This is a genomic window from Claveliimonas sp. (genome assembly GCF_037273965.1).
GTDB lineage: Bacteria > Bacillota > Clostridia > Lachnospirales > Lachnospiraceae > Claveliimonas > Claveliimonas bilis.
This window is the reverse complement of the sequence record NZ_JAYAZJ010000069.1, coordinates 1-13,749: the sequence shown is the minus strand read 5'-3', so window position 1 is coordinate 13,749 and position 13,749 is coordinate 1. Positions and strand designations below refer to the sequence as shown.

13 protein-coding genes and 1 pseudogene are annotated in these 13,749 nt (G+C 44.7%); 12 read left to right on the top strand and 2 right to left on the bottom strand.

The genetic code is table 11. The features are described 5' to 3' along the window. Positions 1-80: 80 nt before the first annotated feature. From grdD to WJ238_RS05615, 7 genes are all read left to right on the top strand, one after another. Positions 81-1,235: a glycine/sarcosine/betaine reductase complex component C subunit alpha gene (grdD, locus tag WJ238_RS05645; protein ID WP_230106404.1), complete on the top strand. Its 1,155-nt coding sequence runs from the start codon at positions 81-83 to the stop codon at positions 1,233-1,235. A gap of 100 nt (positions 1,236-1,335) precedes the next feature. Further along, entirely contained in the window at positions 1,336-2,529 is a 1,194-nt protein-coding gene (locus WJ238_RS05640; protein WP_337606386.1) for an InlB B-repeat-containing protein, read from the top strand. 83 nt (positions 2,530-2,612) lie between these two features. Beyond that, the gene (locus WJ238_RS05635; protein ID WP_230106402.1) at positions 2,613-3,845 is read left to right on the top strand and encodes a GNAT family N-acetyltransferase; all 1,233 of its coding nucleotides are present in this window, start codon (positions 2,613-2,615) and stop codon (positions 3,843-3,845) included. After that, positions 3,842-4,318 carry a threonine/serine exporter family protein gene (locus tag WJ238_RS05630; protein ID WP_230106401.1) on the top strand — a complete coding sequence of 159 codons (477 nt, stop codon included), beginning with the start codon at positions 3,842-3,844 and terminating at the stop codon, positions 4,316-4,318. The genes WJ238_RS05635 and WJ238_RS05630 overlap by 4 nt, the downstream gene beginning before the upstream one ends. A gap of 73 nt (positions 4,319-4,391) precedes the next feature. Next, positions 4,392-5,147, top strand: coding sequence for an SIR2 family NAD-dependent protein deacylase (locus WJ238_RS05625; protein WP_337606384.1), 756 nt, complete (start codon positions 4,392-4,394; stop codon positions 5,145-5,147). Further along, positions 5,140-6,603 (top strand): glutamate--tRNA ligase, encoded by a 1,464-nt coding sequence (gltX, locus tag WJ238_RS05620; RefSeq protein WP_230106399.1) that lies wholly within the window; start codon positions 5,140-5,142, stop codon positions 6,601-6,603. Before WJ238_RS05625 ends, gltX begins: the two co-directional genes overlap by 8 nt. A gap of 3 nt (positions 6,604-6,606) precedes the next feature. Then, positions 6,607-8,472, top strand: a complete 1,866-nt coding sequence (locus WJ238_RS05615) for an ATP-dependent helicase (protein ID WP_337606383.1) — start codon at positions 6,607-6,609, stop codon at positions 8,470-8,472. Here WJ238_RS05615 and WJ238_RS05610 read toward each other — a convergent pair. Next, on the bottom strand, positions 8,469-8,768 hold the full coding sequence (locus WJ238_RS05610) for a DUF1292 domain-containing protein (protein WP_230106397.1): 300 nt from the start codon (positions 8,766-8,768) through the stop codon (positions 8,469-8,471). The two genes, WJ238_RS05615 and WJ238_RS05610, sit on opposite strands and share 4 nt — an antisense overlap. A gap of 189 nt (positions 8,769-8,957) precedes the next feature. Here WJ238_RS05610 and WJ238_RS05605 point away from each other — a divergent pair, with 189 nt between their 5' ends. The 3 genes from WJ238_RS05605 to WJ238_RS05595 are packed head-to-tail and all read left to right on the top strand — an operon-like array spanning position 8,958 to position 12,281. Next, positions 8,958-9,974 carry a sugar ABC transporter substrate-binding protein gene (locus WJ238_RS05605; protein WP_337606381.1) on the top strand — a complete coding sequence of 339 codons (1,017 nt, stop codon included), beginning with the start codon at positions 8,958-8,960 and terminating at the stop codon, positions 9,972-9,974. 21 nt (positions 9,975-9,995) lie between these two features. Next, positions 9,996-11,693, top strand: coding sequence for an alpha-amylase family glycosyl hydrolase (locus tag WJ238_RS05600; RefSeq protein WP_337606379.1), 1,698 nt, complete (start codon positions 9,996-9,998; stop codon positions 11,691-11,693). A 39-nt stretch (positions 11,694-11,732) separates the two neighbouring features. Beyond that, positions 11,733-12,281 (top strand): DUF5662 family protein, encoded by a 549-nt coding sequence (locus WJ238_RS05595; protein WP_230106394.1) that lies wholly within the window; start codon positions 11,733-11,735, stop codon positions 12,279-12,281. Between the two features lie 57 nt (positions 12,282-12,338). On the opposite strand, the gene WJ238_RS05590 is transcribed toward WJ238_RS05595, so the two are convergent. After that, positions 12,339-12,818 (bottom strand): S-ribosylhomocysteine lyase, encoded by a 480-nt coding sequence (locus WJ238_RS05590; RefSeq protein WP_230106393.1) that lies wholly within the window; start codon positions 12,816-12,818, stop codon positions 12,339-12,341. Positions 12,819-12,946: 128 nt separating this feature from the next. Between WJ238_RS05590 and WJ238_RS05585 the strand changes: the two genes are divergently transcribed. Both WJ238_RS05585 and WJ238_RS05580 read left to right on the top strand, forming a co-directional pair. Continuing rightward, on the top strand, positions 12,947-13,582 hold the full coding sequence (locus WJ238_RS05585) for a histidine phosphatase family protein (RefSeq protein WP_337606378.1): 636 nt from the start codon (positions 12,947-12,949) through the stop codon (positions 13,580-13,582). 18 nt (positions 13,583-13,600) lie between these two features. Further along, positions 13,601-13,749: pseudogene (locus WJ238_RS05580) on the top strand (tryptophan--tRNA ligase); the annotation flags it as partial.

Here is a 13,749-nt window from a genome sequence, read left to right as displayed (position 1 = left end):
AGAGGAAGTAAAAGGACTGATCGCAAAAGCGATGAAGGATTTTGCAGCAACATTAATGGCAGAGTAAAGGAGTGGAGAAAATGGCAAATAGTATTGAAAAAATGATTGCCTCCACCTTTATGGAAATGGCAGAGGGTCTGGAGACCGGAAGCTTTGGGAAAAAGCCGAAGATTGCTCTGACAGGTATGGGCAGTGAGCATGGGGAAGAAAATGCAATGGAAGCTGCCGTTGCTGCGGCAAAAGAGGGCATAGATGTATACTACATTGGTACTCTGGAGGCAGAAGGGGTAACCACGGTAAAGGTGGCTGATGAAGAAGAAGGCCACAAAAAGATGGAAGAACTTCTGAAAAATAAGGAAGTGGACGGTGCAGTAACAATGCATTTTCCATTCCCGATCGGAGTTTCTACAGTGGGACGCGCTGTGACACCGGCAAAGGGAAAAGAAATGTTTGTCGCTACAACGACAGGTACTTCCAGCGCAGACCGCGTGGAAGGAATGATCAAAAATGCGATTTATGGAATTATTGCTGCAAAAGCATGCGGGAAGAGCAATCCGACCGTAGGTATTCTGAACGTGGATGGGGCACGTCAGACAGAAATTGCGTTGAAGCAGCTGAAGGAAAATGGGTATGATATCTCATTTGCAGAATCAGCAAGGGCAGATGGAGGCTGCGTAATGCGCGGGAATGACGTGCTGCAGGGCTCCCCGGATATTATGGTATGTGATTCGCTGTCCGGAAATATTCTGATTAAAATGCTGTCATCCTTTACGACAGGAGGAAGCTTTGAAGCAACCGGTTATGGCTATGGCCCTGGTATCGGGGAAGGGTATGATCAGCTTGTTATGATCATTTCCAGGGCGTCCGGAGCACCTCTCATCACGGGGGCTATCCGGTATGCAGCAGAGCTGATCCGCGGAAAGGTATTTGATGTTGCAAAGAAAGAGTTTGCAGCAGCCAATAAGGCCGGGCTGAAGGATATCCTGAATGCCAGAAAAGCGGCAGCAAAACCGGCAGCGGAAGAGGAAGAAGTAAAAGCACCGCCGAAAGAACCGGTAACTTCACAGATTGCAGGAATTGAGATCATGGATCTGGAAGACGGGGTGAAAGTTCTGTGGAAGCTTGGCATTTACGCAGAGAGTGGAATGGGATGTACAGGTCCTATTATCCTCGTGTCAGATGCAAATTATGAAAAAGCAGCAGAAGAGCTGAAAAAAGCAGGTTATATTAACTAAAGTTCAGTACAGGGAAGTGGCAGCCGGTGTGCCGAGATGCCACTTCCTTTTTCTGCGCCTTATATTGTTTGGAAAATTGTGGAATTATATAATAGAGGATATGAGAACAGAAACAATAGCGTTAATAAATGAGGGGTCATTGGGGCTGGATTTTAAGCCGGTGATGACAAGGGTGTTAAAAGGCGTACTGGTGGCGGCTTCAGTATGGATTACAGCATCTGTAGTGTCTAAGGAGGAGGCAATGAACCCGGGAACAGGAGAAAGCTTTGGCCTGGAAACAGCCAGAGAAAGCGTCGGACGGTATCCCGGAGTCGGCAGTGAAGTGACAGAAGAAGCACACAGTATTTTAAAATTGATGGAAAATCGAATTGTTTTGGCAAAAGCAGTTTTGGAGGAAAAAGAAAATACAGCTTTGAATGAGACAGAAAACCCGGGTCGGAAACTTTCTATAGAAATGGCGGCACCTGCCGTTATATCAGAAGGAGCGTCAGGGGTAAAAGAAGTAATAACAGTTCCGGCAGCGGATAAGGAATCTTCCGATACAGCAGGAGGAGAATATGCGCTGACATTTGATGGTTCTCTTCCCATGGATTACTGCGTGGGCAGTACAGTGGAACTGTCGGATATCACTTTAATGTATCGGGGCGGGAAGATTATGCCGGAGGATGCGGCAGTGAAAATTCCCGATACAGGAAAAGCAGGGAATTATAAAATTTCTGTGGAGTACAAAGGCTGTAAAGCAGAGATTCCCTTTGGTGTTGTGGATTATAAAGTCCATTTGAACGGAAATGGAGGAAGTTGTACGACAGATATGGTATATCTGACAGATTATATGCTGGAAGAGACGGCAGTTCCTGTCCGTCCCGGAAAAGAATTTGTCGGATGGTATAGAGATGAGGCGTGTACGATTCCTTTTGAGAGAGCCAAAAGGGGAGAGACAGAGCTGGAATTATATGCAGGATGGAAAGAATATACGGGATTTCTCTGTGATGACGCAGGATATATTACAAGTTATACAGGAGAAGGAAATAGGATTACAGATGGGCTGCTTGTTTTGCCGGATAGAGAAGGATGTGTCGGAATCAGGGCAGGATCCTTAGATGGATTTGCAGAAGAGATATTTGAAATTTATGTTCCTGCCGGAATTACTGACATTGAACCTGGAACTCTGGAAAACCTGCCTCTGCTGTTTTATATTGAAGTGGATTCAGATAATCCGGTATATGAGAGCAGAGAAGGGCTTTTATACAGCAGGACAGACGGAAGTCTTATTTTACGGCCGGCAGGAAGATAAAAAAAATATCTGTAATTTTTCCCCGGATAGTGCTATAATAAGCAAGATACAGCTGTTAATATTATAACCGAGGAATCAAAAATATGAGGATTCATCAGATTACAGAAAATAAAAAGGCATTTTTGGATCTATTATTACTGGCAGATCCCCAGGAGGACATGATAGAGAAATATCTGGACGCTGGGGATATGTTTGCGTTATATGACGAAGAAGGTGAAGTGCAGTCAGTCTGCGTTGTTACCATGAACAAAGCAGGGAGCTGTGAATTAAAAAATATTGCTACGAGAGAAAAGGCGCAGGGCAGAGGATACGGGAAGGCCCTGCTTCACTATGTGTGCGAGAAGTACAGTTTCCAATGCTCTACCATGTATGTGGGAACGGGAAACAGCAAAAAGACGATTGGCTTTTATGAACACTGCGGTTTTACTCCTTCTCATATCGTGCCGGGATTTTTTACGGAAAATTACCGGGAAGAAATTTATGAAGATGGTGTGCTGCTGACAGACATGGTTTACCTGAAGAAGGATCTGGCTAAGGAATCGGATCCGAAGCGGGTTATGGATCTGGCTTTGGAGGCGGGAAGGATCCTTTTGAAAAACGGCGGAGAGATTTTTCGTGTGGAAGAAACGATCCAGCATATCTGTAAGAGATTCCATGTCAATGATGTAGATACATTTACCATGAGCCATGCAATTATCATCAGTGTTAAAATCGGAGATGGTGATTCCTACACAAAGGTAAAACATATACCGCTTTCTGCCGCTCATCTGGGAATTGTAGCTGAAGTGAACGATTTATCCAGGGAGATTGCCGCCGGCATGGTGGGATTGGATGAGGCGTTTGAGCGGCTTGCGGAAATTGAAAAAATACCGCCCAAAAGAAGCTATTTTCAGGTCCTTTCTGCCGGTATAGGCAGCGGATGCTTCGGGTATCTTTTGGGAGCAGGAGTCCCGGAGAGCTTTGTAGCATTTTTGATAGGATGTATTCTGTATATTTGGGTGCTGACCGCGAAAAAGCATCATATGTCCAAAATTATCGTAAATATTACAGGCGGCGTGCTGCTGACAACTCTCGGTCTTGTGGCACTGCAGATTGCCCCTGTTCCGCTTCAAAGAGACGGGATCATCATTGCATCTATTATGCCTTTAGTGCCCGGAATGGGATTTGTCAATGCAATCCGTGATATAGCGGACAGTGATTTCCTGTCGGGGACAGTGCGGATGATCGATGCGCTTCTTGTGTTTGTATATATAGCGATCGGCGTGGGGATCACACTTGGGATTTATGCAAATATGGCGGGAGGTGTTCTTGGATGATAGAGTACATTGTGGCAAATCTGATATGCCCCTTTTTTGGAACTATTGCTTTTTCCGTTCTGTTTAACGTGCCGAAACGGTTTTATTTAAGCTGCGGCATTACCGGTACAATGGGATGGATCGTATACTGTCTGACAGTCAATTTAACCTCGGCAGCCATTGCTTCTTTTTTGGGAACACTGGTGGTAGTTCTGATATCGAGAATGCTGACAGTGCGGATGAAGTGCCCGATCACTGTTTTTCTGATCTCCGGCATTTTTCCTCTGGTGCCCGGAGCGGGCGTTTATTATACTGCCTACTACCTTGTCATGAATCAGCTGGGAGAGGCTGCACAGCGTGGGATTGGAGCGATAAAAGTGGCTTTTGCCATAGTACTTGGCATTGTCTGCATTGTCTCTATTCCCAGAGAATTTTTCCGCCCGGATTACTGGAGGAGCCGCCGGATCCACAAGAGAAAGATTCAGAATAGTTGATTACCATAATTCACATGTGTTATACTGATTATGAAAAGCATAATACACAGCCTGAAAGAGGAGGCGAATAGGTATGTCAGATATAACGGAAATCATCTGTCAGATACTGAAGAAAAGCAGGTACACAGTGGCATTAAGCGGTTTTGGAATGCTTGTGGAAAGCGGATATCCTGCAATTCGTGACGGGGGAGAGTCCTACGATATTGAACAGAAGTACGGATATTCAACAGAAGAGATCTTTTCCAGTTCCTTTTTTTCGACGCGTAAACCGCAGTTTTACGATTTCTACAGAAAAGAAATCCTTTCGGCTCTGGATACACCGCCGGGGAAAGGATTTTATGAGATGGCTAGGCTGGAGGAGATGGGGATTTTGCAGACCATTATTACCCGGCGTATTTTCCATTTGCCCTCACGTGCAGGATGTAAAAATGTCACTGAGCTTCATGGAAATGTATACCGCAATTATTGTACACATTGCGGCCAGGAGTATTCTATGGAGTATGTAAGGGATGGAGAGAAGATTCCTTTATGTGAAAAATGTAAACAGGCTATTCGGCCGGATGTGCGGCTGTTTGGGGAAATGGTGGATAATCAGGTTATTACAAGAGCTGCAACGGAGATTCAGAAAGCCGACGTGCTGCTGGTGCTTGGTACGAACCTGAAAAGTTATCTCTGTACACAGCTTCTGGATTACTATGAAGGAGATAAGCTTTTGCTGATCTCGAAAGAACAGCATTTTTCAGATAAATTTGCAGATATATACTGGAACAGCAGAGTGGATGATGCTCTGGATAAAATTATAACAGAAATGGAGAAGAACAATGAGTAAAGTAAGAACAAGATTTGCACCAAGTCCTACAGGAAGGATGCATGTGGGAAATTTAAGGACGGCATTATATGCTTATCTGATAGCGAAACATGCGGGAGGAAGCTTTATGCTTCGGATCGAGGATACAGACCAGGAACGTTTTATGGAAGGGGCTCTTGAAATTATTTACCGGACTCTGGAAAAGACCGGACTTGTACATGACGAGGGACCAGACAAAGACGGAGGAGTGGGTCCTTATGTGCAGAGCGAGAGAAACGCTGCAGGTATCTATATGAAATATGCCAAACAGCTCATTGAGCAGGGAGATGCATACTACTGTTTCTGTGATAAAGAGCGCCTGGAGTCTTTAAGGAGCAAAGTGTCAGAAGACGGAAATACAGAGATTGTTGTCTATGATAAACACTGCCTTCATCTGAGCAAGGAAGAGATTGAAGCGAACCTGAAGGAAGGAAAGCCATATGTGATCCGCATGAACATGCCCACAGAAGGGACAACAACCTTTCATGATGAAATATACGGGGACATCACAGTGCCCAATGAAGAGCTGGATGATATGATTCTGATCAAATCGGACGGATATCCGACTTATAATTTTGCAAACGTAGTGGATGACCATCTGATGGGAATCACCCATGTAGTCCGCGGAAATGAATATCTGTCCTCTGCTCCGAAATACAATCGTATTTACGAAGCTTTCGGATGGGAAGTGCCGGTTTATGTGCATTGCCCGCTTATTACGGATGAAAACCACAAAAAGCTGAGTAAACGCTGCGGCCATTCTTCTTATGAAGATCTTCTGGATCAGGGATTTGTATCAGAAGCAATCGTGAATTATGTGGCTCTGCTGGGATGGTGTCCGGAGGGAACACAGGAAATCTTCTCTCTGGATGAGCTGGTAAAAATCTTCGACTATCATCATATGAGCAAGTCACCGGCTGTGTTTGACATGACAAAGCTGAAATGGATGAATGGCGAATATCTGAAAGCAATGGATGCAGACAGGTTTTATGAGATGGCAAAGCCTTATATTGAAGAAGTGATCACAAAAGATTATGATTTGAAGAAGATTGCGGCGCTTGTAAAGACCAGAATCGAAATCTTCCCTGATATCAAAGACCAGATTGACTTTTTCCAAGAATTGCCGGAATATGACACAGCAATGTACTGCCATAAGAAAATGAAAACAAATGAAGAGACTTCTCTGGAAGTTTTAAAAGAAGTTCTTCCGATCCTGGAAGCGCAGGATGATTACAGCAATGACGCCCTGTATGCCACCCTGAAAAAATATATTGAAGAAAAAGGTTACAAAAACGGCTATGTAATGTGGCCGGTGAGAACTGCCGTGTCCGGCAAGCAGAATACGCCTGGCGGAGCGACAGAAATTATGGAAGTACTTGGCAAAGAAGAGTCCCTGTGCAGGATCCGTAAGGGAATTGAATTGTTAGAAACGAGGTAAGGAATGCATCTGAATAAGGCACAGCAAAAAGCAGCCTGTCATTTCCAGGGGCCATGTATGGTCCTTGCCGGTCCCGGTTCCGGGAAAACTCTTACCATTGCAGCAAGAATAGAAAATCTGATTAAAAGGTACAAAGTAAGACCAGAAGAAATTCTGGTCATTACTTTTACCAGATACGCTTCCTATGAAATGCAGAACAGATTTAAAAGTCTTATGGGAGGAGTCTGTCCTCCTGTAACATTCGGGACATTTCATGGGATCTATTACGGGATTCTAAGGTGGGCTTATGGATTTACTTCGGCAAATATTCTGACCGGGGAAGAGAGCAGCAGACTTTTGGGGCAGATTCTGGCTCTGCCGGAACTGGATCTTAAGCTGGAAGTGGAAGATGAACAGGATTTTATCAGAGATCTTCTGACAGAAATCGGAAAAGTAAAAAATAACGGGCTGGATATTCAGACATATAAAGCGTCCGTATGTCCGGGAGCATTTGCAGATATCTACCAGATGTATGAAAAGAAGAGAAAGGAAATGCGCAAGATCGATTTCGACGATATGCTGATCCTCTGCCATGAGCTTTTTAAGTCCAGACCGGATATTCTTGAAAAATGGCAGGCCAGGTTCCGGTATATTCTGGTAGATGAATTTCAGGATGTCAATAAAATACAGTATGAAATTTTGAAGATGCTGGCGCTTCCTGAAAATAACCTGTTTGTAGTAGGAGATGACGATCAGTCGATCTATCAATTCCGGGGAGCGGACCCTTCTATTATGCTTGGTTTTTCCAGAGACTATCCCGATGCCGGGCAGATTCTCCTGGACGTCAATTACCGCTCCACTGCTCATATTTTAAACGGCGCCCTCCGAGTGATCGGACATAATGAACAGAGATTTTCCAAGGAGATCAAACCCCATGCGGGAAAAGGAGAGTGCGTCCATGTGCAGGAAGTCCTGGATGTGACAGAGGAAGGAAAGTATGTGATAGAGGGCGTGAAAAAGAGGATGGAACAGGGCGTGCCGGCAAGAGAAATCGCAGTACTGTTCCGTACGAACCGGGATGCCAGGATCCTGGCGGAAATGCTGGCGGAATACCAGATTCCCTTTGAAATGAAAGAAAATATCCAGAATATTTATGATCACTTTATTGCCCGCAATATAAAAAGCTATCTGCAACTGGCCTCCGGAAGCAGGGAGAGAAGATATTTTCTGGATATTATGAACTGTCCGAAACGCTACTTAAGCAGAGAATGTCTGGAATCTTCCAGAGGGGATTTTGAGGAGATGAGGAAATTCTATTGTGACAAGGGGTGGATGCAGGACCGCATCGATCAGTTTGAGTGGGATGTTAAGATGATGGAAAACAAAACCCCTTATGCGGCAATACAATATATAAGAAAGAAGATCGGCTATGACGATTATCTGAAAGAATATGCCAAAATCCGGCGTATACGGGAGGAAGATCTTTTTGAAATTCTCTATGAAATTCAGGAAAGATCCAAGGAATTTCAAAGTTTTGAAGAGTGGTTTCTCTATATAGAGAACTACGGACAAATGTTAAAGGAGAAGAAGGGCAGAGGCAGAAAAGATCAAACTGGGGAGCAGGGCGTGTCGCTTATGACTATGCACGGCGCAAAAGGCCTGGAATTTGATACGGTATTTGTGATCGGAGGAAATGAAGGCGTCACTCCTTACCGAAAAGCCAAACTTGATGAAGAGATCGAGGAGGAGCGCCGGATGTTTTATGTGGCTATGACACGGGCAAAGAGAAAACTGGTGATCAGTTATGTAAAAACGAAAAACGGAAAGGAACTAAGTCCTTCCCGTTTTGTTGAAGAGCTTTTGTTGAAAGAAGGAGAAAGCAGACATTAAAGATCCTCTTCCTCGCCAAATTCCTGCTCGTCCAGCCATTCGTCAAATGCATCTGCCGCGATTTCATATTCTTCATCGTCAAGAATATTTTCCAGATCCGGATTTTCCGGGTCTGTGTCAATATAACGGTAAAGATATACATCGCCTTCTTCGCTTTCGCCGTTTTCATCCAGAGGAAGAAGGGCAATATATTGACGTCCGCCGGCTTCATAGACAGTCAGAACAGCACATTCAATCTCTTCATCGTTATCCAGAGTCAGTGTTACAGTAATTTCATCCATATTTTCTGTAGCCATACAAAAATCTCTCCTTTATTCTTTCTGTTTTTACTCTATCAGAGCGGCGGCACAAAAGCAAGTAAAATCTATGTTGCGAAAAGAGAAAGGAAAAGGAGAGGGAAATGGCTGGGGCTGGTAAAAATACAAAAAATGTAGTAAAATACAAAATATATGTGACTGGAATCATTCGCAAGGAGGAACAGATATATGAAAAACCGCAAGATAAAAGTGCTTCTGGCACTTGTTGTCATGGGAATTATGATGTTGTCCGGATGTAAGAAGCAAGTGGGCACACCGGAAGATAATCCGGTTCAGGAAGAAGATACAGAAGAAACAGATGAGGAAGAGGCGGAAGAAGAAGGGTACAAATTTGGTTTCAGCGGAATCAATATGGAGAATCCTTATTTTATTACGCTGGAAAACGCAATTCGCGAATCGGTTACAAGCTCAGGGAATACACTGATTACCGAAGACCCGGAAGGAGATGCCCAAAAACAGGCTTCACAGATCACAGAGATGATCGAGGCAGGGATTGATGCCATTTTTTTAAGCCCGGTAAATTGGGAGGAAATTACTCCCTCTTTGCAGGAACTTCAGGAAGCGGATGTACGCATTATCAATGTAGATACACAGGTTAAGGAAATGGATTATGTAGATGCCTATGTGGGATCTGACAATGAAGCAGCCGGACGTATGTGCGGTGAGGCGTTGATTGAGAAATGTCCGGACGGAGGCAAAGTACTGATACTGGAATGCCCGACACAAAATTCTATTAATGAGAGAATTACAGGATTTGAGGAGGCGATTTCAAAAGCGGAGGTCGGTTTTGAAATTGTGGCAAGAGAAAATACAGACGGAAAATTTGAAAAGTCAGTGGAAGTGGCACAAAATATCCTCAAAGAACATACGGATGTAACAGCCATTATGTGCGGAAATGATCAGATCGCGGTAGGAGCGCAGACAGCAGTGAACCTTCTTGGAATGGAGGATGTAATTATTTACGGTGTGGACGGTTCCCCTGATATCAAAAAAGAGCTGGAAAAATCAGACACACAGATTGCAGGTACAGCGGCACAGTCTCCGATCAATATGGGGAAAAAGGCTGTGGAAGTAGGGCTTGCTATTTTGAACGGCGAAGAATATGAAAAAGAAAATTATGTAGAGATCATTGATATGATCACGAAAGATAATGTGGAAATGTATGGAGCAGATGGCTGGCAGTAGAAGCAGCAGGAAGGACGGAACATGAGAAGAGAAAAAGGGAAACCGCTGCCTTTGGGCGTGAGTGTGGGAAAAGACAGCGTTAATTTTGCAATAGAGGTTCCGGAAGGAAAAGAATGCAGATTGCTCCTTTACAAAAAAGGAGAACGGGAGGCTTCTGTCATTTTTGAAATGCCGGAAGAAGACGGAGTCGGAAGTGTACGTTTTCTGTCGCTTTTTGATTTTGCATATTCGGAGTATGAGTATAATTATCTGATAGATGAGGAGGTCTGTGTTGACCCCTATGCCAGAAGCCTTGCGGGAACAGAAGAGTTTGGCCGCAAATGGGAGCTTCAGGAGCATGAGGTTCGTGCCGGAATTTATGAGGATCACTATGACTGGGAGGGGGATTTTCATCCCTGTATTCCTGCCAATGAAGTGGTAGCCTACAGTCTCCATGTGCGGGGATTTACCAAACACAGCTCTTCAAAAGTTGCCCATAAAGGTACTTTCCGGGGAGTCATTGAAAAAATTCCTTATCTGCTTGAGCTGGGGATCAATCAGATCCATCTTATGCCGGTATATGAGTTTGAACAGCTGGGAAAATATGTAAATTACTGGGGATACGGACCGGGATTTTATTTCGCTCCCAAAAGAGCTTATGCGGCATCAGACGATCCGGCGTCAGAATTAAAAGATATGGTGCGGGAATGCCACAAGGCCGGGATTGAGGTAATACTGGAAATGCCTTTCGAGGGCGGCACTTCCAGAATCCTTATGGAGGAGTGTCTGCGCTGGTATATGATGGAATACCATGTGGACGGATTTATTTTGAACCCGGATGTAACGCCGACAGATGGGAGCTATGCTGACCCGCTTTTAAGCAAAATGAAACTTTTCCATCATCAGGCAGGTTTTCAGAATGTTATGCGAAGGTTCCTGAAGGGGGACGAGGGCATGATTGAAGAGGTGATATACTGGCTTCGAAGGCCTGCAGGGGCGGAAGGCATGTATAATTATATTGCAGGTCATAATGGATTTACCCTGAACGATCTGGTTTCCTATGATGCAAAACACAATGAAGCAAATGGAGAAAACAACCAGGATGGACCGGATTACAATTACAGTTGGAACTGCGGAGCAGAAGGACCCAGCCGCAAGAGGGCGGTCGTGGCGCTAAGAGCAGGACAGATGAGAAATGCTTTTATGCTTGTTCTCCTTGCACAGGGGATTCCCTGTATTCTTGCAGGAGATGAATTTGGAAATACTCAGAAGGGGAACAACAATGTGTACTGTCAGGACAATCCGGTGGGATGGCTGGACTGGAGCAGACTTGAGAAAAACCGCGCTCTCCATGAATTTGTAAAGGAGATGATCGCGCTTCGCCGCAGTCACCCGGCGCTTCGGCAGAAAGAGGAACTTCGGGGCATGGACCAGATCAGCTGCGGCGTACCTGATGTGTCTTATCATGGAGAATATGCATGGCAGACGCCATCAGAAATATCCAGCCGCCAGCTTGGAGTATATTACTGCGGTATTGCAGCAAAAGATACGGATTGTTTTGTTGCTTACAACATGCATTGGGTAGAGCACAGTTTTGCTCTCCCGGCGCTTGGAAAAGGGAAAAAGTGGTATCTGACAGCGGACAGCAAAACAGGAGTCCTTGAAGATCCGGAAGTGCTGAAAAATCAGAGAGAAGCCGTTCTGGAAGAAAGGACGATCGCGCTGTTTATCGGCAAATAATTATGCAAGACTACTTTTGCGGACAGGAGATTATGTGAGATGAAAGCCTGGGGGCATTTTTGTACAATAACGCATCACAAGATTCTCGTAATGAGAGGCTGCTTTAAAATCGGATTATACAGACAGGGACTGCTGCATGATATGTCCAAATATTCCCCTGTAGAATTTCTGGTTGGCTGTAAATACTATCAGGGCAACCGAAGTCCCAATAATGCAGAGCGGGAAGAAAAGGGCTATTCCCTGGCGTGGCTTCATCATAAAGGGAGAAACAAGCATCATTATGAATATTGGATCGACTATGGCCTGGAAAAAGAGGACGGCATTATCGGGATGAAAATGCCGGTGCGCTATGTGGCGGAAATGTTTGTAGACCGCATTGCTGCCTCGAAGACTTATCAGAAGGAAAATTACCGGGATGAACATCCGCTGGCCTATTATGAAAGAGGAGCTGCCAGGCTGGGACGGATGATCCATCCGGATACAGCAGCTCTCCTCCACAGCCTGCTGAAGATGCTGGCAGAGGAAGGAGAGGAGCGGACCTACGCTTATATCCGCAATGTTGTATTAAAGAAAGATTTTCCCTATTAACTAAAAAGAGTTCCGTAAATGGAACTCTTTTGCAAAACATGGACGTTTTTCAATGAATTATTCAGGATATACGAGTCTGTCATCGGATATATTTTCCAGGACTTCCATACGGTATTTCCGGGCAAGATATCTGGCCATCGGAAGATTCATATCCAGATAGTTCCCGCAGTCTTTTGGGGAAGCACCGGGAACCTCACCTTCAAAATCAGCAATAAAATCAAAAAGCGCCTGTATAAGAGGGATGATATCCCTGGATTCATAATCGCCTGCCAGCAGCAGATAAAAACCGGTGCGGCAGCCCATAGGACCGAAATAAAGGACTTTGTCAGCGTATGTTTCGTCATTTCTAAGGAAGGTGGCGCCTAAGTGTTCGATGGTATGTACCTCTGCAGTATTCATGACCGGCTCTTCATTAGGGCTTGTCATACGAAGGTCAAAGGTGGTGACAGTACAGTCGCCGGCTTTGTCTTTTCGGGACACATATACGCCGGGCTGCAGTTTCCAGTGGTCTATGGTAAAACTGGTAATTTTTTTCATTTTTGTCTCATCCTTTCTCAAACATATTCCTTTTTCAGTGTAACACTTTTTCCCTGAAATTTCTATGAAAAGAACCATTCAGTGTGGTATACTGGTACTGGACTTGCAGAAAGGATGGGCGATGAATCATGAAATTATATCTTGTACGCCACGGCGAGACAGATTGGAACAGGGCGAGAAAAATACAGGGGCAGGTAGACATTCCCCTCAACGAGTTCGGAATACATCTTGCAGAGGAGACAGGGAAGGGACTGAAAGATATCCCCTTTGATCTTTGTTTCACGAGTCCTCTTGGCCGGGCAAAGCAGACAGCTGAAATTATTCTGAAGGGCCGGGACGTTCCGGTGATAGAGGAACCGCTGATCATGGAGATGGCTTTTGGCGTGTATGAGGGCAAATGCTGTTCCAGTGAAGGATGGGAGCTTCCGGAAAGTTTCCACCGTTTTTTTGACGGACCGGAGGAGTATGAAGCTCCGGAAGGCGGGGAGGATTTTAAACAGGTAAAGGAAAGAGTGGGAAAGTTCCTGGAAAGGATCGGGTCAGACGACACATTAAAAGACAGCACGATCCTCATTACAACCCATGGAGCTGCATTGGCAGGTATGCTTAATTATATAAAAAAAGAACCCCTTTCGAAATACTGGGGGCAGGGAGTACATAAGAACTGTGCAGTGACGGAAGTAGAGGAAAGGAACGGCAGTTTCCATATTTTGACGGAAAATACCGTATATTATAAAGACAAGGTTGAACCTTGGAAAAAGTAGCAGACGGAGGGTAAAAAGATGATTAACGATAAAAAAGTGTTGTTCAGCGGTATGCAGGCAACAGGGAATCTTACTTTGGGAAATTATCTGGGAGCACTGAAGAACTGGGTGACATTAAGTGATGAATATGAGTGTTTTTACAGTGTTGTGGATATGCATTCTATTAC

What these genes read in the sequence shown, in the direction of transcription:
- gltX (WP_230106399.1), top strand. Translation starts at nt 5,140, where the DNA reads ATGAGTAAAGTAAGAACAAGATTTGCACCAAGTCCTACAGGAAGGATG.
- WJ238_RS05640 (WP_337606386.1), top strand. Translation starts at nt 1,336, where the DNA reads ATGAGAACAGAAACAATAGCGTTAATAAATGAGGGGTCATTGGGGCTG.
- WJ238_RS05625 (WP_337606384.1), top strand. Translation starts at nt 4,392, where the DNA reads ATGTCAGATATAACGGAAATCATCTGTCAGATACTGAAGAAAAGCAGG.
- WJ238_RS05585 (WP_337606378.1), top strand. Translation starts at nt 12,947, where the DNA reads ATGAAATTATATCTTGTACGCCACGGCGAGACAGATTGGAACAGGGCG.
- grdD (WP_230106404.1), top strand. Translation starts at nt 81, where the DNA reads ATGGCAAATAGTATTGAAAAAATGATTGCCTCCACCTTTATGGAAATG.
- WJ238_RS05605 (WP_337606381.1), top strand. Translation starts at nt 8,958, where the DNA reads ATGAAAAACCGCAAGATAAAAGTGCTTCTGGCACTTGTTGTCATGGGA.
- WJ238_RS05590 (WP_230106393.1), bottom strand. Translation starts at nt 12,818, where the DNA reads ATGAAAAAAATTACCAGTTTTACCATAGACCACTGGAAACTGCAGCCC.
- WJ238_RS05615 (WP_337606383.1), top strand. Translation starts at nt 6,607, where the DNA reads ATGCATCTGAATAAGGCACAGCAAAAAGCAGCCTGTCATTTCCAGGGG.
- WJ238_RS05610 (WP_230106397.1), bottom strand. Translation starts at nt 8,768, where the DNA reads ATGGCTACAGAAAATATGGATGAAATTACTGTAACACTGACTCTGGAT.
- WJ238_RS05595 (WP_230106394.1), top strand. Translation starts at nt 11,733, where the DNA reads ATGAAAGCCTGGGGGCATTTTTGTACAATAACGCATCACAAGATTCTC.
- WJ238_RS05635 (WP_230106402.1), top strand. Translation starts at nt 2,613, where the DNA reads ATGAGGATTCATCAGATTACAGAAAATAAAAAGGCATTTTTGGATCTA.
- WJ238_RS05630 (WP_230106401.1), top strand. Translation starts at nt 3,842, where the DNA reads ATGATAGAGTACATTGTGGCAAATCTGATATGCCCCTTTTTTGGAACT.
- WJ238_RS05600 (WP_337606379.1), top strand. Translation starts at nt 9,996, where the DNA reads ATGAGAAGAGAAAAAGGGAAACCGCTGCCTTTGGGCGTGAGTGTGGGA.